The 22,298-nt window shown below is 73.1% G+C and carries 22 protein-coding genes and 2 riboswitches; of the genes, 13 read left to right on the top strand and 9 right to left on the bottom strand.

The window, feature by feature from the left end; genetic code table 11:
• Positions 1-174: 174 nt before the first annotated feature.
• Positions 175-1,323: an N-acetylglucosamine-6-phosphate deacetylase gene (gene nagA, locus E3O41_RS10530; RefSeq protein WP_067027777.1), complete on the bottom strand. Its 1,149-nt coding sequence runs from the start codon at positions 1,321-1,323 to the stop codon at positions 175-177.
• Positions 1,324-1,385: 62 nt separating this feature from the next.
• A riboswitch (ZMP/ZTP riboswitch) is annotated at positions 1,386-1,470 on the top strand.
• A 36-nt stretch (positions 1,471-1,506) separates the two neighbouring features.
• On the opposite strand from nagA, the gene glyA reads away from it, so the two are divergent.
• From glyA to E3O41_RS10515, 3 genes are all read left to right on the top strand, one after another.
• Entirely contained in the window at positions 1,507-2,805 is a 1,299-nt protein-coding gene (gene glyA / locus E3O41_RS10525; RefSeq protein ID WP_067027780.1) for a serine hydroxymethyltransferase, read from the top strand.
• A gap of 74 nt (positions 2,806-2,879) precedes the next feature.
• Complete coding sequence (locus E3O41_RS10520; protein ID WP_067027910.1) at positions 2,880-3,767, top strand: bifunctional methylenetetrahydrofolate dehydrogenase/methenyltetrahydrofolate cyclohydrolase; 888 nt, start codon at positions 2,880-2,882, stop codon at positions 3,765-3,767.
• Between the two features lie 89 nt (positions 3,768-3,856).
• Positions 3,857-4,333 carry an SIP domain-containing protein gene (locus E3O41_RS10515; protein ID WP_067027782.1) on the top strand — a complete coding sequence of 159 codons (477 nt, stop codon included), beginning with the start codon at positions 3,857-3,859 and terminating at the stop codon, positions 4,331-4,333.
• Here E3O41_RS10515 and E3O41_RS10510 read toward each other — a convergent pair.
• From E3O41_RS10510 to E3O41_RS14500, 4 genes are all read right to left on the bottom strand, one after another.
• On the bottom strand, positions 4,312-4,809 hold the full coding sequence (locus E3O41_RS10510) for a Fe-S oxidoreductase (protein WP_240482480.1): 498 nt from the start codon (positions 4,807-4,809) through the stop codon (positions 4,312-4,314). The genes E3O41_RS10515 and E3O41_RS10510 overlap by 22 nt on opposite strands.
• Positions 4,806-5,624, bottom strand: coding sequence for an arginase family protein (locus E3O41_RS10505; RefSeq protein ID WP_067027783.1), 819 nt, complete (start codon positions 5,622-5,624; stop codon positions 4,806-4,808). Before E3O41_RS10505 ends, E3O41_RS10510 begins: the two co-directional genes overlap by 4 nt.
• Positions 5,625-6,292: 668 nt before the next feature.
• A complete protein-coding gene (locus E3O41_RS10500; RefSeq protein WP_135012371.1) occupies positions 6,293-7,024 on the bottom strand; it encodes a PspA/IM30 family protein in 732 nt (243 codons plus the stop codon).
• Between the two features lie 119 nt (positions 7,025-7,143).
• Positions 7,144-9,126, bottom strand: a complete 1,983-nt coding sequence (locus E3O41_RS14500; RefSeq protein ID WP_083991041.1) for a TPM domain-containing protein — start codon at positions 9,124-9,126, stop codon at positions 7,144-7,146.
• Positions 9,127-9,301: 175 nt separating this feature from the next.
• Between E3O41_RS14500 and E3O41_RS10490 the strand changes: the two genes are divergently transcribed.
• The 9 genes from E3O41_RS10490 to E3O41_RS10450 all read left to right on the top strand — a co-directional run bounded on the left by E3O41_RS10490 (position 9,302) and on the right by E3O41_RS10450 (position 17,760).
• Positions 9,302-10,141 (top strand): DUF3097 family protein, encoded by an 840-nt coding sequence (locus E3O41_RS10490; RefSeq protein WP_067027789.1) that lies wholly within the window; start codon positions 9,302-9,304, stop codon positions 10,139-10,141.
• Between the two features lie 2 nt (positions 10,142-10,143).
• Complete coding sequence (locus tag E3O41_RS10485) at positions 10,144-10,734, top strand: hypothetical protein (RefSeq protein WP_067027791.1); 591 nt, start codon at positions 10,144-10,146, stop codon at positions 10,732-10,734.
• Between the two features lie 62 nt (positions 10,735-10,796).
• Entirely contained in the window at positions 10,797-11,489 is a 693-nt protein-coding gene (locus E3O41_RS10480; RefSeq protein WP_067027793.1) for a YcnI family protein, read from the top strand.
• Positions 11,490-11,937: 448 nt separating this feature from the next.
• Entirely contained in the window at positions 11,938-12,666 is a 729-nt protein-coding gene (trmB, locus tag E3O41_RS10475) for a tRNA (guanosine(46)-N7)-methyltransferase TrmB (protein ID WP_135012369.1), read from the top strand.
• Entirely contained in the window at positions 12,666-13,493 is an 828-nt protein-coding gene (locus tag E3O41_RS10470) for a CPBP family intramembrane glutamic endopeptidase (RefSeq protein WP_067027797.1), read from the top strand. Before trmB ends, E3O41_RS10470 begins: the two co-directional genes overlap by 1 nt.
• A gap of 105 nt (positions 13,494-13,598) precedes the next feature.
• A complete protein-coding gene (locus E3O41_RS10465) occupies positions 13,599-14,312 on the top strand; it encodes a succinate dehydrogenase cytochrome b subunit (RefSeq protein ID WP_067027799.1) in 714 nt (237 codons plus the stop codon).
• Positions 14,309-16,303 (top strand): fumarate reductase/succinate dehydrogenase flavoprotein subunit, encoded by a 1,995-nt coding sequence (locus E3O41_RS10460; RefSeq protein WP_135012367.1) that lies wholly within the window; start codon positions 14,309-14,311, stop codon positions 16,301-16,303. Before E3O41_RS10465 ends, E3O41_RS10460 begins: the two co-directional genes overlap by 4 nt.
• A 13-nt stretch (positions 16,304-16,316) precedes the next feature.
• Positions 16,317-17,066 carry a succinate dehydrogenase/fumarate reductase iron-sulfur subunit gene (locus tag E3O41_RS10455; RefSeq protein WP_135012365.1) on the top strand — a complete coding sequence of 250 codons (750 nt, stop codon included), beginning with the start codon at positions 16,317-16,319 and terminating at the stop codon, positions 17,064-17,066.
• Positions 17,067-17,097: 31 nt separating this feature from the next.
• Positions 17,098-17,760: a DNA alkylation repair protein gene (locus tag E3O41_RS10450; RefSeq protein ID WP_067027805.1), complete on the top strand. Its 663-nt coding sequence runs from the start codon at positions 17,098-17,100 to the stop codon at positions 17,758-17,760.
• On the opposite strand, the gene E3O41_RS10445 is transcribed toward E3O41_RS10450, so the two are convergent.
• Entirely contained in the window at positions 17,732-19,060 is a 1,329-nt protein-coding gene (locus E3O41_RS10445) for a bifunctional phosphopantothenoylcysteine decarboxylase/phosphopantothenate synthase (RefSeq protein WP_067027807.1), read from the bottom strand. The genes E3O41_RS10450 and E3O41_RS10445 overlap by 29 nt on opposite strands.
• Positions 19,061-19,129: 69 nt before the next feature.
• On the opposite strand from E3O41_RS10445, the gene E3O41_RS10440 reads away from it, so the two are divergent.
• Positions 19,130-19,843 (top strand): NRDE family protein, encoded by a 714-nt coding sequence (locus E3O41_RS10440; protein WP_067027809.1) that lies wholly within the window; start codon positions 19,130-19,132, stop codon positions 19,841-19,843.
• Here E3O41_RS10440 and E3O41_RS10435 read toward each other — a convergent pair.
• From E3O41_RS10435 to E3O41_RS10425, 3 genes are all read right to left on the bottom strand, one after another.
• Positions 19,818-20,174: a DMT family transporter gene (locus E3O41_RS10435; protein ID WP_067027811.1), complete on the bottom strand. Its 357-nt coding sequence runs from the start codon at positions 20,172-20,174 to the stop codon at positions 19,818-19,820. The two genes, E3O41_RS10440 and E3O41_RS10435, sit on opposite strands and share 26 nt — an antisense overlap.
• 1 nt (position 20,175) lies before the next feature.
• A complete protein-coding gene (locus E3O41_RS10430; protein WP_067027813.1) occupies positions 20,176-20,490 on the bottom strand; it encodes a DMT family transporter in 315 nt (104 codons plus the stop codon).
• A 12-nt stretch (positions 20,491-20,502) separates the two neighbouring features.
• A riboswitch (guanidine-III (ykkC-III) riboswitch) is annotated at positions 20,503-20,565 on the bottom strand.
• Between the two features lie 91 nt (positions 20,566-20,656).
• Positions 20,657-22,213, bottom strand: coding sequence for a DASS family sodium-coupled anion symporter (locus tag E3O41_RS10425; protein ID WP_135012363.1), 1,557 nt, complete (start codon positions 22,211-22,213; stop codon positions 20,657-20,659).
• Positions 22,214-22,298: the final 85 nt, after the last annotated feature.

Genomic DNA, 22,298 nt, shown 5'->3' with positions numbered 1-22,298 from the left:
AACCGGCGCGAACCCGGCGGTCATCCGCCGGAAGACGGGAGCCGGACCACTTCGGGGGAGGGGGTCCGGCGCCCGTACCGATGAAGAGGGGCCGGCGTTCGGGGGAACCGCCGGCCCCTCATTCATCCCCAGGCGGCCGGCATCCGGGACCCGAACCGGGTGCCGGTTGGGGCGTCAGGCGCGAGCGCCGGCGGCCCACACCGCGCGCACCCGGAGATCGGCGTCGAGCAGCACCGCGTCGGCCGCCGCGCCCTCGCGCAGCGATCCCAGATCGGCGCGCCCGACCGCCCGCGCGGGCACGGCGGTGAGGGCGTCGACCGCGTCGGCCAGCGGCGCACCGAACGCCACGGCTCGGCGCAGCGCCGCGTCCTGCGTGAGGGTGGAGCCCGCGATCGCCCCCGAGTCGCGCACGCGCGCCACGCCGCCGGTCACGTCGACGTCGAGCGCGCCGAGCACATACGCGCCGTCGGCCATGCCGGCCGCCGCCATCGCGTCGGTCACCAGGGCCACCCGGCCCGGGGCCGAGGCGAACAGCATGCGCATCACCTCGTCGCGCACGTGCACGCCGTCGGCGATCAGCTCCAGGGTGACGCGCTCGTCGCGTGCCGCGACGGGGATGGGGCCGGGGTCGCGGTGGTGGATCGGCCGCATGGCGTTGAACGCGTGCGTGAGGATCGTCGCGCCCGCGTTGATCGCGGCGAGGGCCGTCTCGGCGTCGGCGTCGGTGTGGCCGATCGCCGCGGCGGCGCCCGTGCCGACCACGAGGCGCACGGCGTCGATGCCGCCGGGCCGCTCGGGCGCGATCGTGACCTGGCGGACCGTGCCTCGACCGGCCTCCAGCAGCCGGCCGAGGTCGGCCGGCGTGGGATCGCGCAGCAGCGCCGGATCGTGCGCGCCGTTGTGGCCGGGGTCGAGGAACGGGCCCTCGAGATGGGAACCGAGGATGCCCGGATCGGTGGCGGCCAGCTCCGCCACGACGGCCACGCGCTCGGCGAGCCGGTCGATCGGGGCGGTGACGAGCGAGACGACCGCGCGGGTGGTGCCGTGGGCGCGGTGCAGCGCGCGGGCGGTGCGGATCGCGTCGGCGCCGTCGTCGAACGCCGCGCCGCCGCCGCCGTGGCCGTGGATGTCGATGAAGCCCGGCGTCAGGGTCGCCCCCGGGCCGGCCACCTCCCGCGCGTCGACGACCTCGTCACCCGGCCGCGGGGCCGGCGGGGCGCCCGTGCCGACCGCCGCGACACGGTCGCCGTCGAGCCGGATCCACGCGTCGGCCGTCTCGGCGCGATCGGTCACGAGACGCGCGGAGTGGATCAGGATGCCCATGCCGAAAAGCGTGCCACACGGGGCCGGATCGGCCGTCGTCGCGGCGCCCGCGTCCGTTACAATCGACGGGTCGCGACTGGCGTTGAGGTGGGTCACCACCGGGGAGCGACCTGGACGGCATTTCGACCGCGCGCCTGGGCCGAAGCGAACACCCGTCATCCGCCACGTCGTCTGGAGATCGTCATGACCGATCCGCTGTTCAACGCCCCCCTCGCCGAGGTCGACCCCGAGATCGCGCAGGTCCTGCAGCGCGAACTGGACCGCCAGCGCGGCTTCCTCGAGATGATCGCGTCGGAGAACTTCGTGCCGCTGTCGGTGCTGCAGTCGCAGGGCTCCGTGCTCACCAACAAGTACGCCGAGGGCTACCCCGGCCGCCGCTACTACGGCGGCTGCGAGGAGGTCGACGTCGCCGAGAACCTCGCGATCGAGCGCGCCAAGGCGCTCTTCGGCGCCGAGTTCGCCAACGTCCAGCCCCACTCGGGCGCCTCGGCCAACGCCGCCGTGCTGCACGCCATCGCCCGCCCGGGCGACACGATCCTCGGCCTCTCGCTCGACCACGGCGGCCACCTCACGCACGGCATGAAGATCAACTTCTCCGGCCGCCTCTACAACGTCGTGCCCTACGAGGTCGACCCCGAGACCTCGATGGTCGACATGGACGAGGTGCGCCGCCTCGCGATCGAGCACCAGCCGAAGGTGATCATCGCCGGCTGGTCGGCGTACCCGCGCCAGCTCGACTTCGCCGCCTTCCGCGCGATCGCCGACGAGGTGGGCGCGCTCCTGTGGGTCGACATGGCGCACTTCGCCGGCCTCGTGGCCGCCGGCCTGCATCCGAGCCCCGTGCCGCACGCGCACGTCGTCTCGTCGACCGTGCACAAGACCATCGGCGGCCCCCGCTCCGGCTTCATCCTCACCAACGACGCCGACCTGGCGAAGAAGATCAACACCGCCGTGTTCCCGGGCCAGCAGGGCGGCCCGCTCATGCACGTCATCGCGGCGAAGGCGACCGCGTTCAAGCTGGCGGCGACGCCGGAGTTCCGCGACCGCCAGGAGCGCACGCTGCGCGGCGCCCGGATCCTCGCCGAGCGCCTCACGCGGCAGGACGTGACGGACGCGGGCATCGCGGTGCGCTCCGGCGGCACCGACGTGCACCTCGTGCTCGTCGACCTGCGCGACGCGGCGATCGACGGCAAGCAGGCCGAGGACCTGCTGCACGAGATCCGCATCACGGTGAACCGCAACTCCGTGCCCAACGACCCGCGCCCGCCCATGATCACCTCGGGCCTGCGCATCGGCACCCCGGCGCTGGCCACGCGCGGCTTCGGCGACGCGGAGTTCACCGAGGTCGCCGACATCATCGCGCTCGCGCTGCTGCCCGACCCCGACATCGCCGCGCTCCGCGCCCGCGTCGCCGCCCTGGCCGACGCCTTCCCGCTCTACCCCGGCATCGAGACGGCCGGCCAGGGCTACGCCGGTATCTGAACCCGCGCGATTTCACTATGGTGAGAGGGATGTCGCCCGCGCTGGGCGATCCCGCTCTCGATGAGGAGGAACGGATGACCGCGAAGGTTCTCGACGGCAAGGCGGCGTCGGCCGCGATCAAGGCGGAGCTCGCCGAGCGCGTCGCGGCGCTCAAGGAGAAGGGCATCACGCCCGGCATCGCCACGGTGCTCGTCGGCGCCGACCCCGCGTCGCAGCTGTACGTGGGCATGAAGCACCGGCAGTCCGAGGCGATCGGCATGAACTCGATCCAGCGCGAGCTGCCGGCCGACGCGACGCAGGAGCAGGTCGAGGCGCTGATCGACGAGCTGAACGCCGACCCCTCGTGCCACGGGTACATCGTGCAGCTGCCGCTGCCGAAGCACCTCGACACCGATCGCATCCTCGAGCGGATCGACCCGGCCAAGGACGCCGACGGTCTGCACCCGACGAACCTCGGGCGCCTCGTGCTCAACGTCAACGCGCCGATCACCACGCCGCTGCCCTGCACGCCGCGCGGCGTGATCGAGCTGCTGCAGCGCAACGACTACGACCTGAACGGCAAGCATGTCGTCGTCGTCGGCCGCGGCGTGACGATCGGCCGCTCCATCGGACTGATCCTCACGCGACGCGAGATCAACGCCACGGTCACCCAGGTGCACACCGGCACGGTCGACATGGGGCAGTACCTGCGCCAGGCCGACGTGATCGTCGCCTCGGCGGGCGTGAAGCACCTCATCCGCCCCGAGGACGTCAAGCCCGGTGCCGCCGTGCTCGACGTGGGCGTGACGCGCGAGGACGACCCCGCCACCGGCAAGCAGAAGGTCTACGGCGACGTCGACCCGGCCGTGGCCGAGGTCGCCGGCTGGCTCTCGCCCAACCCGGGTGGCGTCGGCCCGATGACCGTGGCGCTGCTCATGACGAACGTCGTCGAGGCCGCGGAGCGCGCCGCCGCTCAGGCCTGAGCCGCGGGCAGCGATCGGGCGGCCCGGCCTGCCTGGGCATTCGCCGCGGGTAGGTAAGGCTGCCCTTCCCCGGGTGTAATCTGGGATCGATGTCCACGATCACCGAGCACCCGACGGGCGAGCACGACGCCACGGTCTGCCGCGCGTCGCGTCACACCCGGGTGCAGCAGCTCATCACGGCCGACGAGTCGTCGCTCGCCGAGCTCGAGGCGCTCCTGGCGACCCTGCCGATCTGCTCGACGGGCCGCGTGTTCGTCGAGATCCCCGACGTCACGTGGGTCACCGACCTCCGCGTGCCGGCCCGCATGACGCTCACGTGGCTGGATCGATCGGCCCGCACCGGCGCTCCCGGCACGGGCCGCGCGTGCCCGACCGGCCGCGCCCTGGCCCGCGCGGTGACGGCCTGGGCCGACGAGATGATGTGCGGCGAGGGCGACGCCACGCGTGTGCACCTGCTCGGCGGCTACCTCGGCACCGCCGACATCATCGATCACCTCACCGAGCGGCTCGGCGTGCCCGCCGAGGCGATCCACGCGCCGGAGCGCTACCGCCTGCTCGCCGACTGACGCGGCCGAGCGGTCCGTTCCGGCCGGACATAGCCGCCGTCCTCGAGCCCGGCCTCGATCTCGAACCGGTTGCGCAGCGGATCGCGCCCGGCCAGCAGGTAGAGGATCGGCAGCAGCAGGCCGTACCGCCGCCACTGCCGCACGTGCACGAGCTCGTGGGCCAGCACCTCCGGCGGCTCGCCCTCGCGGAAGGTCAGGTAGCAGCGGCCCACACACGTGCCGCCACGACCGTGCGTCCACCGGGGCATGCGGCGGAACACGAGCAGCTCGCCGTGACGCTCGACCTCGCCCGTGCTCCACAGGCCTCCCCACGCGATCCCGAACGCGGTCGCCACGGCGAAGCCGGCGCGGCTGATCCACGAGTCCAGCAGGAACGAGGGGATGCGGCGGTCGATCGCGGCGCCGTGCTCGAGGCGCAGCTGCGCGATCTCGCGCCAGTTCTCCGGCCGCGGGTTCGACGGGAACGACAGCCTCATGCGAGCGCGCTCACGAGTCGCAGGATCGTGCCCATGTCGTCGACGGCGGCCGCCGGATTCTGCGGGGCGAAGCCCGCGATCGTGGAGCCGGCCAGCTGCACGCGCGACCGGAGGGCGCCGATGGATGCGAGCAGGCCGAGCGGCGTGATGCCGAACGGCGTCGACATCGCCACACCGGCGAGGTGGGCGGGGTCGAGCACGTCGAGGTCGACGTGGATGTAGACGCGGCCGGCACCGGTGGCGGCCACCGCATCGGCCAGCGCCTCCGCGCGTTCCTCGACGTCGTTGGCGGTGAGGTGGGCGATCCCCGCGTCCGCCACGTGCGCGCTCTCCTCGGGCTCGAGATCGCGCGCCCCGGCGAGAACGACGCGATCGGGCGTGACGCGGCCCGGCTCGAGCGCGAGGCCGGCGGCGCACTCGCCGAGGACCGCGCGCAGCGCCATGCCCGCGAAGGCGCCGGAGGGGCTGGTGTCGGGCGAGTGCAGGTCGCCGTGGGCGTCGAGCCACACGACGGCGAGGTCGTCGCCGGCCACCGCGTCGATCGCCGGGACCGAGATGGAGCAGTCGCCGCCGATCACGATCGCCGGTGACGGGTCCTCGGCCACCGCGGCGGCGATCGCCTCCCGCACGCGCATCAGCGAGCTGGCGCGCCGCACGCGCGTCTCGAGCTGCTCGCCGGCTTCCAGCGGCACCGCCACGCGGTGGCAGGCCGAGGCGGGCAGGTCGCCGGCGATCGCCTCCGCGCCGTCGACGAGCGACATCGCCCGAGCGGATGGGGATCCCTGCCATTGCGGCACCACGACGAATCGGGCCATGAGGCCATCATCCCCCGCATCCCGGCGCCCGTCGAGCGCGCCGCGCGACGGCGGGGCGGTCGTCGGATCGGGTGCGCCGGCGTCGGAGCGAATCCGCGGGCGCCGTCCCATCCGTCTCACTGGGTCACACCCGCCCCATTGATCCGGCGATCGGTGGCGTATCTCCGACGCCCGCGCGAGATGCCGGCCGCGCCGGGTCGCTTCCTTCAGCAGCAGGGATCGGCCGCCCGCTGGCTCGTCGACCGGAGTGAGCGAAGCGAACGAAGCGGAGACGGGTCGAGCGCAGCGGCGCAGCCGCGGAGTCGAGACCGATGGCATCACCCCAGAGCTCTCGACTCCGCTTCGCTCCGCTCGAGCCGTCTCCGCTCGCCCCGCTCGGTCGACGAGCCGCGGTCGGTTGCGGTCGTCGGGTGCGCCGGCGTCGGAGCGAATCCGCGGGCGCCGTCCCATCCGTCTCACCGGTTCACATCCGCCCCATTGATCCGGCGGTCGGTGGCGTATCTCCGACGCCCGCGCGAGATGCCGGGCGTGCCGGGGTTTCGGTGGTCGCTTCAGCTGCGCGGCCTGCGGCCGCTTCGTTCAGCAACCGGTCGGTTGTGCTCGTCGGACGGGGCGCCGCAGACGACGAAGGCGCCGCCCCGCACGGGACGGCGCCTTCGGGGCGGGCGTCAGGAGGTGATCGCCTGGGCGCCGCCGGACTTCAGCGCGGCCAGGCGCGCCTCGACCTCGGTGAGCTGACCGAGGTCGTCGAGCTGCTCGAACTGCGCGTCGAGCGACGAGGCCGCCAGCTCCGCCTTGCCGGCAGCGAGGGCCTCCTGGCGGCGGACCTTGTCCTCGAAGCGGCCGAGGTCGCTGGTCGGGTCCATCACGTTGATCGACTTGACGGCGTCGTGGACCTTGTTCTGGGCCTCGGCGGTCTTGGCGCGGGCGATGAGCTCGCTGCGCTTCGACTTGAGGTCCTCGAGCTTGGCCTTCATGCCGTCGAGGCCGCCCTTGAGCTTCTCGACGACCTCGTTCTGCGCGGCGAGCTGCGGCTCCGCGGCCTTCGCCTCGTTCTCGGCGGTGAGCTGGCGGGTGAGCGCGATCTTCGCGAGGTTGTCGAACTTGTCGGCATCGGCGGTGTTGCCGGCCGTGCGCAGCTCGTCGGCCTTCGTGCTCGCGGCCAGCGCCTTGTTGCCCCACTCCTTCGCGGTCGCGACGTCCTCGGCGTGGTCGCGCTCGAGCAGTCGGAGGTTCCCGATCGTCTCGGCGATCGCGGCTTCGGCGTCGGCGATGTTGTTGGTGAAGTCGCGCACGAGCTGGTCGAGCATCTTCTCCGGGTCCTCGGCCTGATCGATGAGAGCGTTGACGTTCGCCCGGATCAGGGTCGAGATGCGGCCGAAGATCGACTGCTTGGTCATGGTGGTTCCCCTTCGTGGATGGATCCGTGTCTGGTCTGAAGGTCTCGGGCTGAGTCTATGAGTGCGGGGTGTCCGGCGGCAGGGTGTTTTCCCGACAACCGGGGCCTAGCCGCGATCGGTCAGAACCGTCCGCCGCCGCGCCGGCCGCTGCGCCCGCCGCCGAAGCCCCCGCCGAAGCCGGAGCGCCGTCCGCCCCCGCCGCCGAGCATCCCGCCGAGCCCGCCGCCGCGGCTGAGGCCGCCGCCCCAGCCGCTCGAGCTGCGCGAGCCGCCGCCGGAGAGCAGTCCGCCGATGATGCCGCCGAGGATCGCGTCGCCCGCGCCGCCGCGGCTCGAGCCGCCGAACATCCCGCCGAACATCCCGCCGCCCATCGAGCCGCCGAACATGCCGCCGCCCATCATGCCGTTCACGTCGTCCTGCGCCAGCTGCGAGGCCGTCTGTGCCAGCTGCAGCGCCCGCTGCGCGTACTGCGTGGCCTGCGCGGGGTCGGCCATCCGCAGCGCCTGCGCCTGGCCGAGCGCGTTGCTGGCCTCGGCGAGGCGCGTGCGGGCATCGGCGCCCACGGCACCGCGGCGCTGGGCGATGAACTGATCGGCCGACGTGACCGCGCTCTGGGCCTGCAGGATCGTCTGATCGAGCAGCTGCTGCGTGCGCTGCGCGTTGACGATCACGGCGTCGATCTGCTCGTTGGCGGCCTGCAGCTGCTCCAGCAGCAGGCGCGGCCGGCGCGCGGTGCCCGTGAGGTTCTGCCGGGCGGCGGCGATCGCCTGCTCGGTCGCGGCGAACGCGGGATCGCTCGTGCCGGCCTGGCGTGCCCGGGCCACGTCGCCCTCGAGCTCCGCGACGAGCGCGGCCGCCTGCTGCTCGGCGGCGGCGAGCGCCGCCCCGAGCCCGGTGGCGGCCTTCTCGAGCGCGACGGCCTGATCTGCGGCCTGCTCGGCCACGACGATCGCCGACGCGGCCTCGCCGCTGTCGCCCGCGGCCACGAGCCGCTCCGCCTCCGCGAGCTGCGCGGTGGCGGTGGCGAGGCGCTCGCGCGCCTGCTCGGCGTTGTCGGCGACGTCGCCCAGCGCCTCGGGGGCGTAGCGCCCCTGCAGCGCCGCGATCGCGTCCGCGGCGCGCTGGTCGGATCCGGCGGCCGCCGCGACGGCCGCGCGGGCCGCCGCGAGGGACTTCGGCAGGTCCTTCTCGACCTCGCGCAGCTCGGCGAAGGTCTCGGCCTTCTCGGTCAGGGTCGTGGCGGCCTCGTCGCAGAGCCGGTAGATCTCCTCGTTCCAGGCGCGCGCCTGCTCGGCGGAATCCGGCTCGGCGTCGTCGAGGCGGCGCTTCAGCTCGAACGCCTGGTCGAGGCTGCGCTTGGCGGCCTCCAGCGCCGCGCGGAACTCGCCCGTGGCGCCCTCGCCGAACTGCGCGATCGCGAAGCCCAACTCCTGCTCGCTCGACTTGATCGCGTCGTCCGTGGCGACCAGGGCCGAGGCAGCCCGCTTCTCGAGCTCCTCGAGCGGGACGGCCTCCGCCGGTGCCGGGCCCGAGGCGTCCTTGCGTCGCGAGCGGGCGATGAGCACGATCACCACGATGATGCCGGCGACCACGAGCAACCCGATGAGCCAGGGCAGGATCGACCCGCCCCCTCCGGAGCCGCCGGCCACGCCCTGCGTCTGCTCGATCTCGGCCGCGGCCGCCTCGGCGGCGCCGGCCCAGTCGCCGTCGCGGAGCTCGGGGTGGATCGCGTCCTCGATCTGCAGCAGCTGATCGTCGGTGAGGGGCCCGTCCACCGGGGCGGAGACGTAGTACTGGCGATCGGTGACCGCGACGGCGAGCAGGTACTGGTCGACGCCCAGGCCGTTGTCGATCGCGACCTCGTCGGCCCACTCCTGCGCGCTCGCGCCCTCGAAGTCGTCCACGTAGACGGCCCACAGCTCGATGCCGGTGCGCTCCGCCATCTGCGACAGGCGCTCGGCCGCCGTTTGCTCCTCGCCGCTCGTGAGCGCGTCGACCGAGGCGTCGTCGTAGACGAAGTCCTCGTCGAGGACCACGGGCGGCACCGCGAGCGCCGGACCCGCGATGGTGGCGAGCAGGGCGCCCGCCAGAAGGCCCGTCATCGTCGTCAGCCTGCGCATCGCGCCCTCCCCCTGGGGGCGACGTGGCACCGCCCTCCTCCCGCCGATCCTATTCAGCCGCCCCGGCGCCGGGGAACCGTGCGCGCCGCCGATCCCGCCCCGAAACGGCACGGGGAATCAGCCGATTCCCGACCACGGCCCCCGTACGCTGGCAGGGATGGACGACAGGTACGGCGCCGACGTGCTCGCCCCGGGCTGGCGCGAGCGCGGGGCGAAGAAGGTGGCGAAGGTCCCCGCCGAGATCGACCTCGTGGTCGAGGTCGCCGGCGACGGCTTCACCGGCGCGATCACGCGGCGCGAGGGCCCGCACGTGGAGCTTGAGGACTACAAGGGGCGCCGGCGCCTGTTCCCGATGGGGCGCGGCTTCCTCATCGACGGCGAACCCGTCGAGCTCGTGGCCCCCGCCGCGCAGCCCCCGGGGCGCCGCCGCACCGCGTCCGGCTCGTTCGTCGCCGACGACCGGCGCGCCCGCGTGGCGCTGCCCAGCCGGATCCTCGTCGAGGGCAAGCACGACGCGGAGCTCGTGGAGCGGGTCTGGGGCGCCGACCTGCGCGCCGAGGGCGTGGCCGTGGAGTTCCTCGAGGGCATCGACCTGCTCGACGATCTGCTGCGGGCCGAGCCGCCGTCGGCCACCCGCCGCTACGGCGTGCTCGTGGATCACCTCGTGCCCGGCTCGAAGGAGCAGCGCATCGCCGACGCCGTCGCGCGCGGCCCGCACGGCGCGTTCGTGCGCATCGTCGGGCACCCGTTCGTCGACGTGTGGCAGTGCGTCAAGCCGCAGGCACTCGGCATCGCGGCCTGGCCGGTCGTGCCGCGGGGCACCGACTGGAAGACCGGCATCTGCCGGGGCCTGGGTTGGCCGGCCGAGGACCACGCCGACATCGCCCGCGCGTGGCAGCACATCCTGTCGCGCGTGACGACGTTCCGCGACATCGAGCCCGAGCTGCTGGGACGCGTCGAGGAGCTCATCGACTTCGTGACGGCCCCGGCGGACTGACCATGGCGACGCAGCGGCAGCGACTCGCGCTGCGGGGCGCGGGAGCCTCGTTCGCCGCGAACCTCGTCGCCGCCGTCTCGCACACGATCGGCGGCGAGCCGGCGCCGGCGCCGCTGATCGTCGTCGGCATGATGGCGCTGCTGTGGGCGCCGGCGATGCTGCTCATGGGCCGGCGCCCGCGCGCGGGCCGGATCGCCGCGACCGTGATCGTCGCGCAGGCCGCGTTCCACTCGATCTACGCCGCGCTCGGCTTCCCGTCGGGCGCCGCCACGACGCACGGGCACGCGGCGCACGCGCACGGGGCGCACGACCACGTGCTCACGGCGACGGGCGCCGCGATCGACGTGGGCCCGCTGATGGTGGCGGCGCACGTCGTCGCGGCGGCCGTCACCTTCGTGGTGCTCGTCTTCGGCGAGCGCACGATCCAGGCCGTCCGCGCCTGGACCGTCGCCTCCGTGCGCGCCCGCATCGCGGCGCCCCGCCCGCCGATCGCGCCTCCCCCGGCCGTCGCGGCGGGCGAGCCGATCCCCGGGGCGGCCTGGCGCGCCTTCGCGCTGATCAGCCCGCGCGGCCCACCCCTTCCTTCCCTCTGATCACCCATCCCTTTCGCGGTCCCCACGGGACCGCTGATTCCGCACGTTCAGAAGGAAGAGTCATGACACACGCACGCAACCGCCGAACCCGCCCGTTCGTCCTCGCCGGATCGGGGGTCGCGCTCGCCGCGGCCCTCGCGCTGGGCGCGCCCCTGGCCGCCTCGGCCCACGTCACCGTCTCGTCGGAGGGGGCCGTCGCCGGGTCGTACGACCTGCTGACGTTCTCGTTCAGCCACGGCTGCGACGGATCGCCGACCACCGCCCTGGAGATCACGATCCCGGAGGGCGTCGGAGCCGCCCACCCCACCGCGCAGGTGGGCTGGGACATCGAGATCGCGCACGACGAGACCGACGGCCTGCCCTCCGCGGTGACCTTCACGGCCGACGAGCCGGTCGCCGACGAGCTGCGCGCTGCCGTGCAGCTGCAGGTGCAGTTCTCGGCCGATGTGGAGGGCGACATCGCCTTCCCCGTCGAGCAGGTCTGCGCCGACGGCTCGGTCTCGTGGAGCGAGCTCGCCGAGGAGGGGCAGGACCCGCACGAGCTCGACGCGCCCGCGCCCGTCGTCACGGTCGCGGCCGCGAGCGCCGGCGACGACGCGCACGCCGCCCACGGCGAGGCATCGACCGAGGCATCGACCGAGGCCTCGGCCGACGCCGATCCCGCCGCTCCGTGGGGCATCGCGCTGGGCGGGGCGGGCCTGCTGCTCGGCGCCGCGGCGCTCGGCACGTCGATCGTCGCCCTGCGCCGCCGCTGATCGGCCGGCGAGCCGAGGCGCTGGCCTCGGCTCGCCGTTCCGGTCGAGCCGTCCGAGGACATCGATGGAGCAGGCCGCGCCCGGCCTCGACTCCGCGGCTGCGCCGCTCCGCTCGGCCCGTCTCCGCTCCGCGGCTGCGCCGCTCCGGTCGACGAGCGGTCATGGTCCGGGGCGCGTGGTGCGTCACGAGCAGTGACCACCCGGGCAGGGCCGACGGGGCGCACGCCGCGCCCGGCCTCGACGTCCGCCCGGGCGCTCGGCCCGTCTCCGCTCCGCGGCTGCGCCGCTCCGGTCGACGAGCGGCGATGGTCCAGGGCGCGTGGTGCGTCACGAGCAGTGACCACCCGGGCAGGGCCGAGCGAGCGCAGCGAGTCGAGAGCAACGGCCTGAAGCCCCGGGTCCCGGGGCACGCCCGGGCGGACAGGGTCGGCCGACTACCCTGGAACGCATGCCCGACGACGCACCCCGGTACCGCGATCAGCCCGTCTCGTTCGTTCGGCGCGGCGGCCGCATGTCGGAGGCGCAGGAGCGCGCGTGGGCCGAGCTGTCGCCGTTCTACCGCTTCGACGTGCCGCGCGATGCCGCCTCCACGTCGGTGCACCCCGACGCCGTGTTCGACCCGGCCGCGGAGTTCGGTCGCGAGGCCCCGCTCATCGTCGAGATCGGCTCGGGCCAGGGCCACGCGATCGTGAATGCCGCGGTGAACAACCCCGACACCGACTTCCTCGCCGTGGAGGTCTACGTCGGCGGCCTCGCCCGCACCATGCTCGATGCCGACAAGGCCGGCGCGCGCAATCTGCGGGTGATCGAGGCGAACGCGCCCGAGGTGCTCGAGACGCTGCTGCCGGAGGGATCGGCCAGCGAGGTCTGGATCTTCTTCAGCGACCCGTGGCACAAGAAGCGCCACCACAAGCGCCGCATGATCAAGGACGGCTTCGGCGCGACGGTGGGCCGCGCGCTGCGCGACGGCGGGGTGCTGCGCCTGGCGACCGACTGGGAGGACTACGCGCTGCAGATGCGCGAGGTCATGGACGCCGCGCCCGAGTTCGAGCGGGCCTTCGAGGGCGAGTGGGCCGAGCGGTTCGAGGGCCGCGCGATGACCGCGTTCGAGCGCAAGGGGATCGAGAAGGGCCGCGACATCCGCGACCTCACCTACCGCCGGGTCCCGCGCGGCTGATGGCCCACGCCGCCGCGACGCCGCGCCCGCTCCTGTCGTGGGGCGTCGTCCCGGCGCTGCTCGTGTGCCTGGCGGCGCCCGCGATGTTCGTGCTCGAGTCGCGCCCGTTCGGCTATGTGCTCCTCGCCGTCGGCGTGCTGGCCTCGTCGCTGCCGCGGCTCGAGATCACGCGCCTGACGCGGGACCTGTCGCTCATCGCCGTCGGGCTGGTGTGCGCGAGCGCGATCCATCTCGAGGCGAAGCTCGACAACCTCTCGATGCTCGCGTTCACGCTCGCGCTCGGCGGGGCGGTCCTCCTCCCGTACGTGCTGAGCCGCTGGGCCTACCGCGATCACGCGATCCGCTTCCCGTGGCGCGGCGGCGGCCGGTGGAGCCGGTGGCAGTGGGCGTGGCTCGTCGCCGTGCTCGTGCTCGGCTGGCTGATTCTGCCGTTCTACTTCGTCACGAGCGGCGTGTACCGCAACTGGCCGGTCGTCGACGACCCGGATCTGATCGCCCGGCTGTTCGTCGGCGTCGGCGCGGTGGGGATCTGGGACGAGCTGTTCTTCATCTGCACGGTGTTCGCCCTGCTGCGGCGGCACTTCCACGACGCGACCGCCAACGTGCTCCAGGCGATCGTGTTCGTCAGCTTCCTCTGGGAGCTCGGCTACCGCGCATGGGGTCCGGTGCTGACCATCCCGTTCGCGCTGCTGCAGGGGTTCATCTTCCTCAAGACCCGCTCGCTCGCCTACGTCGTCACGGTCCACCTGCTCTTCGATGCCGTGGTGTTCCTCGTCCTCGTGCACGCGCACAATCCGGGCCTGCTCGACGCGCTGTTCCTCGTCTGATCCGCCGTTTCGGGCGGATGAACGCTCCGCGCGCCTCCCTTCCGCCCGAACGAGGCGGCCCCTAGAGTGACGCCCAGGGGGAGGCCGCGATCCGGGGAGGACGGCATGACGGCGGTTCAGGACCGCACGACGACGGCGCGGCCGCATCGCGTGCCCGTGTCGAACTTCTGGGCGAAGGTGATCATGGCCGTCACCGGCCTCATCTTCACGGCGTTCGTGTTCGTGCACATGTACGGCAACCTGCACATCTTCCAGGGGCAGGAGGAGTTCGATCACTACGCGCACTGGCTGCGCGAGGTGCTCATGCCGCTCGTGCCGTACGAGGGCGTGCTGTGGATCCTGCGCGTGGTGCTGCTGGTCTGCCTCGTCGGGCACGTGGCCTGCGCCGTGCTGCTCATCGTCCGCGCCCGCCGCGCGCGGGGCCCGCACCGCCGCAGGGCGCTCTCCGGGGTGGATGCCTGGTTCGCGCGGACGATGCCCGTCACCGGCCTGATCATCCTGCTGTTCGTGATCTTCCACGTCCTCGATCTCACGCTCGGCGTGCAGCCGGCGGCCACGGGCGAGTTCGAGGCGGGCTCGGCGTACGCCAACCTCATCGCGAGCTTCCAGCGGCCGCTCGTCGCCGGCTTCTACATCCTCACGATGCTCGTTCTCACGGTGCACGTGTTCCACGGCATCTGGACGGCCGCGCACGACCTCGGCGCCACCGGCAAGCGGCTGCGTCAGATCACCGTGTGGGTCGCGGGGGCGGTCGCGCTCGCGATCTGCCTCGGCAACGTGTCGATCCCCGTCCTCGTCCTGGCAGGAGTGCTCGCATGACCCTTGCAGACACCGGCACCCGCGTGCGTCCGGCGGCGGAGGCGCAGCTGCTCGACGGACTCCGCACCATCGGATCGGACATCGCCGGGATGATCCCGAGCGATGTGCCCGCCGCGGAGTTCTGGACCGACCGCAAGCTGCACTACAAGCTCGTCAGCCCGCTCAACCGCCGCAAGTTCACCGTCATCGTCGTGGGCACGGGCCTGGCCGGCGCGGGCTGCGCGGCCGCGCTGGGCGAGCTCGGCTACAACGTCGAGGCGTTCACGTTCCACGACGCGCCGCGCCGCGCGCACTCGGTCGCGGCGCAGGGCGGCATCAACGCCGCGCGCGGCCGCAAGGTCGATGGCGACTCGCTGGCGCGCTTCGTGAAGGACACCATCAAGGGCGGCGACTTCCGCGCGCGCGAGGTGGACGCGTGGCGCCTGGCCGAGGAGAGCATCCGCGTCATCGATCACATGGACGCGATCGGCGCCCCGTTCGCGCGCGAGTACGGCGGCCAGCTCGCCACGCGCTCGTTCGGCGGCGTGCAGGTCTCGCGCACGTACTACACGCGCGGCCAGACCGGGCAGCAGCTGCAGGTGGCCGCGTCGCAGGCGCTGCTGCGCCAGGTGGCCCGCGGCTCGGTGAACCTCCACACGCGCACCGAGATGCTCGACCTCATCGTCGAGGACGGGCGCGCGGCCGGCATCGTGGCCCGCAACCTCATCACCGGCGAGATCACCGCGCACACCGCCCACGCCGTGGTGCTGGCGACGGGCGGGTACGGCAACGTGTTCTTCAAGTCCACGCTCGCCAAGAACTCCAACGTCACCGCCGCCTTCCGCGCGCACCGGCGCGGCGCCTACTTCGCCAACCCCGCGTTCATCCAGTTCCACCCCACGTCGCTGCCGGTCTCGAGCGAGTGGCAGTCCAAGACGATCCTCATGTCGGAGTCGCTGCGCAACGACGGCCGGATCTGGGTGCCGAAGACCCCGGGCGACACGCGCGATCCCAACACGATCCCCGAGGAGGAGCGCGACTACTACCTCGAGCGCCGGTATCCCGCGTTCGGCAACCTCACGCCCCGCGACGTGGCCAGCCGCGCGGCGCGCGACGAGATCGTCGCCGGCCGCGGGGTGGGCCCGCTCAAGAACGCCGTGTACCTCGACTTCCGCGACGCGATCGGGCGCCTGGGTCGGAAGGTGATCGAGGAGCGCTACGGCAACCTCTTCGAGATGTACACCGACGCCACGGGGGAGGACCCGTACGTCGTGCCGATGCGCATCGCGCCGGGCGCGCACTTCGCCATGGGCGGCCTCTGGAACGACTACGACCAGATGACATCGATCCCCGGGCTCTTCGTGGGCGGCGAGGCCGGATGGGGGTACCACGGCGCCAACCGCCTCGGCGCGAACTCGCTGCTGTCGGCGTGCGTCGACGGCTGGTTCACGCTGCCGTACGCGGTGCCCCACTACCTCGCCGATCTGCTGGGCTCGCCCAAGCCGGCGCTGGACGCCCCCGAGGTGGCCGGCGCGCTCGACGACGCCCGCGGCGGCGTGGAGCGTCTCACCGCGATCGGCGGCACGCAGGGACCCGACCGGTTCCACCGCCGCCTCGGCGACCTGCTCTACCAGCACTGCGGCGTCAGCCGCGACGGCGAGCTGCTGGCGGAGGGCATCCGGTCGGTGCAGGCGCTGCGCGAGGAGTTCTGGAGCGACCTGCGTGTGCAGGGCCAGACCGACGGCTTCAACCAGGAACTGGAGCGCGCCGGACGCGTGGCCGACTACCTCGACATGGCCGAGCTGATGTGCCTGGATGCGCTCGACCGCGACGAGTCCTGCGGCGCCCACTTCCGCACCGAGCACCAGCACCCCGACGGCGAGGCCAAGCGCGACGACGAGAACTGGCGCTTCGCCTCGGCGTGGGAGCGGGGAGCCGACGGCCGCTACATCCGCCACCAGGAGCCGCTCGAGTTCGTGAGCGTGCCCCTCGAGACGCGCAACTACAAGTAGGAGGTACGGACCGATGAAGCTCACCCTGCAGATCTGGCGCCAGGACTCCGCCGCCTCCGAGGGGCACTACGAGGACTACCTCCTCGTGGGGGCCGGCCCCGAGTTCACCCTCCTCGAGGCGCTCGACAAGCTCAACGACCAGCTCGTGAGCGAGGGCAAGGAGCCGGTCGCCTTCGACTCGGACTGCCGCGAGGGCATCTGCGGCTCGTGCGGCATCACGGTCGACGGCCGCCCCCACGGCCCGGTCGAGAAGACCCCCTCGTGCCGCCAGCACCTGCGCTCGTTCGCCGACGGCTCCACCGTGCGCCTGGAGCCCTTCCGCAACGGCAGCTACCGCGTGGTCCGCGACCTCGCGGTGGATCGCTCGGGCCTGGATCGGATCATCAAGGCCGGCGGGTACGCGTCGATCGACGCCGGTACCGCCCCCGACGCCGATGCGCACCACCTCACGCACGAGAAGGCCGAGTACGCGCTCGACATGGCGGCGTGCATCGGCTGCGGCGCGTGCGTGGCGGCATGCCCCAACGGATCGGCCAACCTCTACGTGGGCGCGAAGCTGCTGCACCTGGCCACCATGCCGTCGACCAAGGCCGAGCGCTCCACGCGCGCCAAGGAGATGGTGCGCGTGGCCGAGGAGGAGTTCGGCCCCTGCTCGCTGTACGGCGAGTGCGTCGACGTGTGCCCGGCCGGCATCCCGATCACCGCGATCGCCGGCGTGAACCGCGAGAAGCTGCGCCAGGTCCTCCGCGGCATGGCCGACTGAGCCGCGATCGAACGCGCGTAACCTTGCTCGCATGACCGAGACCGTGGCCGCGCTGCTCGCCGAGCTCGAGACGCTCGAGGATCCCCGCATGCGCGAGATCAACGAGCGACACGGCGACGACCACGGCGTCAACCTCTCGAAGCTGCGGGCCGTCGCCAAGCGCCTGAAGACCGATCCCGAGCTCGCCCGCGCGCTGTGGGCGACCGACGTCACCCCCGCGCGGCTGCTGGCGCTGCTGATCTCGCGCCCGAAGCAGTACTCCGCCGACGAGATCGACGCGATGCTGCGCGAGGCGCGCGCCCCCAAGGTGCGGGACTGGCTGACGAACTACATCGCCAAGAAGAGCCCACACCTCGAGGAGCTGCGGCTGCGCTGGCTCGACGACGCCGATCCGTACGTCGCGGCCGCGGGCTGGGCGCTCACCGGATTCCGCGCACAGAAGGACCCCGAGGGGCTCGATCTGCCGGCGCTGCTCGACACCATCGAGGCCGAGATGAAGGACGCGCCGGCGCCGCTGCAGTGGGAGATGAACTCCGCGCTCGCGTACATCGGCATCGCGCACCCGGATCAGCGGGCCCGCGCCCTCGACATCGGCGAGCGGCTCGAGGTGCTCAAGGACTACCCGACGCCCCCGAACTGCACGTCGCCGTACGCGCCGATCTGGATCACCGAGATGGTGTCGCGCCAGGCCTGAGTCGCTCGCGGTGGTCGCGCACGACCGCGTCGAGGAGCGCGTTCGCGACCTCGCGCTTGGTGCCGTCGGCCCGCGCCACGACCTCGCCGCGCGCGTCGACCACGACCACCGCGTTCTCGTGCGACTCGAAGCCGGAGTCCCATCCCACGGCGTTCGCCGCGAGCAGGTCGACGCCCTTGCGCTCGCGCTTGCGCCGGGCGCGCTCGACGAGCTCGTCGTCGCTCGAGACCGTCTCGGCCGCGAAGCCGACGATCGTCTGGCCCGGCGCGCGGGAGGCCGCCAGCCCGGCGAGGATGTCGTCGTTCTCCACGAGGCGCAGCTCGAGCCCGCCGGGCGACGACTCCTTGGTGAGCTTCACGTCGGCGACCTCGGCCACCCGGTAGTCGGCCACGGCCGCCGCCATGATCACGACGTCGGCGCCCGCGGCGGCGTCGCGCATCGCCGCGCCCAGCTCCGCCGCCGTGCCGGCGCGGCGCACGTCGATCGCCGGCGCCTCGGCGAGCACGGCGTCGTCGACGTGGGCGGCCACGAGCACCACCTCGGCACCGCGATCGGCGGCGGCCCGCGCGATCGCGACGCCCTGCCGACCGCTCGAGCGGTTGCCGAGGAACCGCACGGGGTCGATCGGCTCGCGCGTGCCGCCGGCCGAGACGACGATCCGCAGGCCCGCGAGATCGGCGGAGTCCGGCGCCGGCGCGGGGTGCGATCCGCGATCGGATCCTGCGGAGGCGCGATCCTGCTCCGCGGCGGCCTCGCCCCGCAGCAGCGCCGACACCTCCGCGTGGATGTGCTCGGGCTCCGACATGCGGCCGGGTCCGGAGTCGTCGCCCGTGAGCCGGCCGCTGTCGGGCCCGACGACGCGCACGCCGCGCTCGCGCAGCGTCGCGACGTTGGCCTGCGTCGCCGGATGCCGCCACATCTCGGTGTGCATCGCCGGCGCGACCACGACGGGCGCGGTCGTGGCCAGCAGCGTGGTGCCGAGCAGGTCGTCGGCCAGGCCCGCGGCCATCTTGGCGAGCGTGTGGGCGGTCGCCGGCGCGATCACCACGAGGTCCGCCGCCTGGCCGAGCGCCACGTGCCGCACGCGCGGAACGTCGTCGTGCACCGACGTCGTCACGGGGTTGCGGCTGATCGCCTCCCACGTGGGTGCGCCGACGAAGCGCAGCGCGTTCTCGGTGGGCACCACGTGCACGTCGTGCCCGTCGGTCACCAGCAGGCGCACGAGCTGCACGGTCTTGTAGGCGGCGATGCCGCCCGTCACGCCGACGACGATGCGCCGGGGAGAAGGCGAAGTGACCATGCCTCCACCCTCTCGCATCCGGCGGGCGCACGCACGACGCACCCGTGCCGCGCTCCTAGGCTGGAGGGCGTGTGCACCGTCGTGATCCGCGTCCCCGAGGGCGCGGGCGAACCCGTCCGCCTGCTCGCCGTCCGCGACGAGGACCCCGCCCGGGCGTGGGATCCGCTCGGCGCGTGGTGGCCGGACCGGCCCGGCACGATCGGGGTGCGCGACCGACTCGCGGGCGGGGCCTGGCTGGCCGCGCGGCCGGCCGACGGCCGCATCGCGGTGATCGTCAACCGCGCGGGGGAGCCCGCCGGGGAGCGCATCGAGTCGCGCGGCGCCATCGCGCTCGAGGCCGTCGAGGGCCGCGGCCCGGACCGGCCCCGCACCCTCGGCTTCCACCTCGTCGAGTCCGACGGCGCCGAGGTGGCGGTGACGACCTGGGACGGCGAGCGCCTGCAGCGGCGCGTGCTCGAGCCGGGCACGCACATGATCGCCCACGACGAGCCGGATGATCCGCAGACCGCCCGCATCGCGGCCTGGCGCGAGGCGTTCGCCGCGGCGTCGACCGACGCCGACCCGTGGTGGGCCGACTGGATCGACGTGCTGGCCGAATCGGGTCGGCTCGACCCGGGCGACGATCGCGCGATCATCCGCGACAACCGTCCGCACGGCTACCCGACCCTGTCGCTCCTGGCCTGCGTGGCCTCGATCCGGCCCGGCGCCGCCGACGTGCGCTACGCCGCGCTCGAGCGACCCGGGGTGTGGAACGCGCTCACGTTCCGGGCCGCCGCGGGCTGACGGCATCGGCCGGCTCCTGCGGCAGGAGCTTCAGCCCCACGACCGCGCCGACGATGCCGAGCAGGAAAAGGATCTTCGCCGGCGACGCGCTCTCGGCGCCGGTCGCCATCGCGTACGCCACGGTGAGGGCGGCACCCACGCCCACCCAGACGGGGTAGGCGGTGCCGATCGGGATCCGCGTGGCCGCGTAGCCGAGGCCCAGCATGCTCGCCGCGAGCCCGACGGCGAACACCGCCGTCGGACCGGGCAGCGAGAGCCCCTGCGACAGCCCGAGGGCGGTGGCCCACACCGCCTCGCACACCGCGCTGAGCAGCAGCACGACCCACGGCATCTCAGCTCACCGCCTTGAGGCCGACGATCGAGGCCACCAGCAGCACGAGCAGCGCGATGCGGGCGATGCTCGCCCGTTCCTTGCGCGTCACGATCGCCCACACCACGGTCAGGATCGCGCCGACGCCCACCCACACGGCGTACGCGGTGCCGGTGGGCAGCGACGTCATCGCCCACGCGAGGCCGGCCATGCTACCCGCGAGCGAGACGGCGAAGAGCACGGTGGGCCGCCGCCTGCGGAAGCCCTTCGAGGCGGCGAGCGCCGAGGCCCATACGGCCTCCAGCATGCCCGAGAGGATCAGGATCACCCACGCCATGACGCATCCGTTTCCGGCCGTCTTGTCGTGGTGCGGGTACAGCTCCCTCGTCCGCGGGCCCGCTGCGGGCCCCGACTCCACGGTAGCAACGGCGTCGCGGGCGGCTGCCCAGGCGGTGCACAGCGACGCGCCCGGGCCGTGGACCCGGGCGCGTCGTCGAGGCGGATCAGCCGAACGGCGGGGCCGCGCCGTCCCACAGGCCGAGCACGAACATCCAGGCGCCGCCCGCGATCGTCCAGATGAGGATGACGACCACCGACATCACGAACGCGGTGCGGAACCACTCGCCCACCTTGATGTAGCCGGAGCCGTAGATCACGCCCGACGGGCCGGAGGCATAGTGCGACAGCGCGCCGAACAGGTTGCCGATGAAGCCGAACACCAGCGCGGCGAACATCGGGGGAGCGCCGGCGGCGATGGCCGCGCCGAGGAAGACGCCGTACATCGCCACGATCTGGGCGGTGTTGGAGGCGAACAGGTAGTGCGCGTAGAAGTACACGAGCGTGAGGATCGCGAACGCGAACACCCAGGGCATGCCGCCGACGAGGCCGCTGACGAAGTCGCCGATCCACTGGATGACGCCCAGCCGGTTCAGGTGCTCGGCCATGCCGACGAGCACGGCGAAGAAGATGAAGGTGTTCCACGCCGAGGCGTTCTTGGCCATGTCCTTCCAGGTGAGCACCCGGGTGACGAGCATCACGGCGATGCCGATGAAGGCGGCGGTGGTGGCGTCGAGCTGCAGGTTGGTGCCGAGCGCGCCGTTGACGGCCGACGAGATGCTCGATCCGAAGACCCACAGCACGAGCAGCAGGACGAAGGTGAAGATCATGACGATCTCGCCGAAGCTCAGGCCGCCCATGCGCGCGAGCTCCTCGCGGGCCATGGCCGGCGCCTCGGGCGTGGTCTTGGTCGTCGGACCGTAGATCTTCGACATCACCCACGGCACCGCGATGAGGCTGAGGATGCCCGGCACGATCGCCGCGGCGGCCCACCCGCCCCACGTGATGTCGACGCCGAGGTCGGCCGCCTGCGCGACCGCCTGCGGGTTGCCCGCCATGGCGGTGATGAACATGGCGCTCGTGATCGTGTTCACGATCGCGGCGGTGAAGGTGAGGTAGGCGCCGACCTTCTTGCGCGACTCGTCGCTGTCGGGCGTGGATCCCTGCACCTCGGCGATCGATCGGATGATCGGGTAGACCACCCCGCCGGCGCGCGCGGTGTTGGAGGGGGTCGCCGGGCTCAGGGCCAAATCGGTGGCGGCCATGCCGTACGCGATGCCGAGCGGCGTCTTGCCCAGCACCCGGATGAACAGCAGCGCGATGCGGCGCCCGAGCCCGGTGAGCAGGAACCCGTCGGAGATGAAGAACGCCGCCACGATGAGCAGCACGGTGGTGTTCGCGAACCCGCCGAGCGCCTCGATGGGCAGGCTCGCGGTGCCGCCGCCGACGGTCTCGACGCGGACGGCCGACATGCCCATCGCGCCCGTGACCATGGCGGCGGCGAGGCCGATGAGCGAGACCGACGGCGTCGGCAGCGGCTGCAGGATCAGCCCGATGATCGTCGCGACGAAGATGCCGAGCATCAGCATGCCGCGCTCGTCCACGCCCTCCGGCGTCGGGATGAGTGCGATCGCAATCGCGACGACGAGCATCACCCCGAACTTCCACAGGATCGAGATGGTGTCGGGCCGCAGTCCCCGTGTTGCGGTGCCCTCGGTGCTCATGACCACTCCTCGGTCTAGATGTATGCAGGCGAATGGAATTTCGTCTCGATGCGACCCTAGCGTCGGGGCGGGCACCCGGGCGGGG

It is taken from the genome of Microbacterium sediminis (assembly GCF_004564075.1).
GTDB classification, from domain to species: domain Bacteria; phylum Actinomycetota; class Actinomycetes; order Actinomycetales; family Microbacteriaceae; genus Microbacterium; species Microbacterium sediminis.
The sequence above is the reverse complement of the archived record's forward strand: the minus strand, read 5'-3'. Positions and strand labels throughout refer to the sequence as shown.